The 2,364-nt window shown below is 70.9% G+C and carries 2 protein-coding genes and 2 pseudogenes; all 4 read left to right on the top strand.

The window, feature by feature from the left end; all coding sequences use genetic code 11:
* Positions 1-401: pseudogene (locus AC27IO_RS22975) on the top strand (aminotransferase class V-fold PLP-dependent enzyme); the annotation flags it as partial.
* A gap of 207 nt (positions 402-608) precedes the next feature.
* Entirely contained in the window at positions 609-1,532 is a 924-nt protein-coding gene (locus AC27IO_RS22970; RefSeq protein WP_498740972.1) for a dioxygenase family protein, read from the top strand.
* Between the two features lie 89 nt (positions 1,533-1,621).
* Entirely contained in the window at positions 1,622-1,915 is a 294-nt protein-coding gene (locus AC27IO_RS22965) for a hypothetical protein (RefSeq protein WP_498740970.1), read from the top strand.
* A gap of 17 nt (positions 1,916-1,932) precedes the next feature.
* A pseudogene (locus tag AC27IO_RS22960) lies at positions 1,933-2,364 on the top strand (two-component sensor histidine kinase); the annotation flags it as partial.

The following is a 2,364-nucleotide window of genomic DNA, read 5'->3' as shown; positions in this document are numbered from 1 at the left end:
GGGCGCGCTTCGAAGCCGGCATCGCGGCCATCGAGCTGCACGAACGCGCGCTGCTGTCGCGCCTGCTGAACGGCGGCGACGGCGTGGGTGCGGTGCCCGGGCTGCGCGCCATGCCGGGCGTGGAGGTGTTCCTGGACCACCCCGACCTCACCCGGCGCGACCTGATCGTCGGCATCGGCTTTCCGCACCTGGACTGCACCAGCGCCGTGCGCGAGTACGGCGCACGCGGCGTGACGGTGTACGAGCGTTCGGCCTCCAGCCTGTATTCGCGCCGCATGCTGGAGTCGTTCGGCCTCGCGGGCGCGGTGCGCGTCTCGCCGCTGCACTGCCATTCGACGGCCGACGTGGACCGGTTCCTCGCGGTGACGCAGGACATCGCCCAGGCGTTCGCCGCGGCGTGAACGGCGGGCCGGCCGGGGCGGGGCGGGCCGGCCACACTGGAGGCGAAAAAGGCCTCCAGCGCATGGACCACTAGGGCATTTTGCTATCAAAACAATAGCACCATGCACCGCCCGCCTGACGGGGAGAAAGGCGTGCACCGCCTCAATTTCTCCTCAATTGGATTGCAAAGTTCCTCCATCCCCCAACGAAGGAAAAGGAGAGGAACCATGAACACATCCACCCCATTGGCCACCGCAGCCACTGACATCGCAGCATCCACCGCGGACCAGCGGCGGCGCCTGGCACTCAGCACCATCGGCTCCCTGGGCATCGCCACCCTGCTGGGCTGCGGCGGAGGCGGCTCCGACGCCGTGGCCGACAGTTCGGGCACGGGGACAGGCACCGGTACGGGCACTGGAACCGGGACAGGAACGGACACGGGGACAGGCACCGGCACCGGCACGGGTACGGGAACTGGCACCGGAACGGGAACCGGCACGGACACCACCTGCTCCGTCGTCCCCGAGGAAACCGCCGGCCCCTACCCCGCCGACGGCTCCAACGCCAGCAACTCCAACTACAACGTGCTCGCGCTCAGCGGCATCGTGCGCCAGGACATCCGCAGCAACATCGGCGCGTCCACCACCGTGGGCGGCGTGCCGCTCACCCTCACCATCACGCTCACCAACACGCGTGCCAGCTGCGCGGCGCTGCAGGGCTATGCCATCTACCTGTGGCATTGCTCGCAGGGCGGCGACTACTCGGTCTACACCGAGCGCAGCATCGCCGCCAACTACCTGCGCGGTGTGCAGGCCACCGATGCGAGCGGCACGGTCACCTTCACCACCATCGTGCCGGGCTGCTATGCCGGGCGCATGCCCCACATGCACCTGGAGGTGTATCCCAGCCTGTCGGTGGCCACCACGGCCAGCAACAAGGTCAAGACCACCCAGCTCGCGTTCCCCACGGACACCCTGCGCTCCATCTACACGGCCAATTCGGGCTACAGCGCCAGCGTGTCCAACCTGGCGGCGATCACCTTCGCCACCGACAACGTGTTCAGCGACGGCACCGACCTCGAGATGGTGACCATGCAAAGCAACGGCAGCGGCGGCTACACCGCCGCCATCACGATCTCGATCGCCGCCTGAGCGCCACCGGGGCCGTTGCCCCGGTGTGTTCCCTGCCCCTGGGCCCGGCCCCGGGCCTTCTTCCCTCTGCCAGAAAGGCACGTGACACCATGCACCCTCCCCGCCACACGACCATCACCCTCGCCGGCCTCTGCCTGGGCCTGTCCCTCGCCGCCTTCACCTGCGGCGCCCTGGCCCAGGGCGCGCCGGGCGGGCAGCCCCCCGGCCCGCCGCCCGAGGCCTACACCGCCTGCAAGGGCCAGACCGAAGGCGCCTCGGTCACGCTGACCATGCCGGACGGCAGGACCCTGTCCGGCACATGCCGCACAATGAACGGCACCCTCGTGGCCATGCCCGCCGGCGGCCCCCCTCCAGGCGCTGGCGGCCCGCTCCCCTCCCGCTGACCCCCGACCAGCCGCCCATGCCCCGCCTCACGCTGCAAAGCAAAGCCTTCCTCGCGCTCACCCTGTTGCTGGCCGTGCTGCTGCTGCTTTTCGTGGGGTTCTCGCGCCTGGGGCTGCAGCGCGGGCTGGGCCCGTACGTGGCCGAGATCGAGCTGGCCCGCATGGACTGGCTGGCCGCGCGGCTGCAGCGCATGCACCTGCTGCATGGCGGCTGGCAGACGCTGCGCACCCAGCCCGAGCTGTGGCGCGAGATGCGCCGCCCGGCGACAGTCCCGCGCTGCGCAGCAGCGCCCAGGGCGCGGCCAGCCCGAACGGCCGCAGCGGCGACAACACCACCGCCGGCAACGAGGGCCGCGGCGGCGGCTTTCGGGAGCGCCCCCCGCCGCCGCCCGACTTCGGCGAACCCGGTGAAGGCCCGCCGCCCGATGGCTATTCGCCCGATCGCACCG

It is taken from the genome of Acidovorax sp. KNOB132 (genome assembly GCF_057541515.1).
The sequence above is the reverse complement of the archived record's forward strand: the minus strand, read 5'-3'. Positions and strand labels throughout refer to the sequence as shown.

Coding starts and splice junctions, on each gene's coding strand:
- AC27IO_RS22965 (WP_498740970.1), top strand. CDS start 1,622: ATGCACCCTCCCCGCCACACGACCATCACCCTCGCCGGCCTCTGCCTG.
- AC27IO_RS22970 (WP_498740972.1), top strand. CDS start 609: ATGAACACATCCACCCCATTGGCCACCGCAGCCACTGACATCGCAGCA.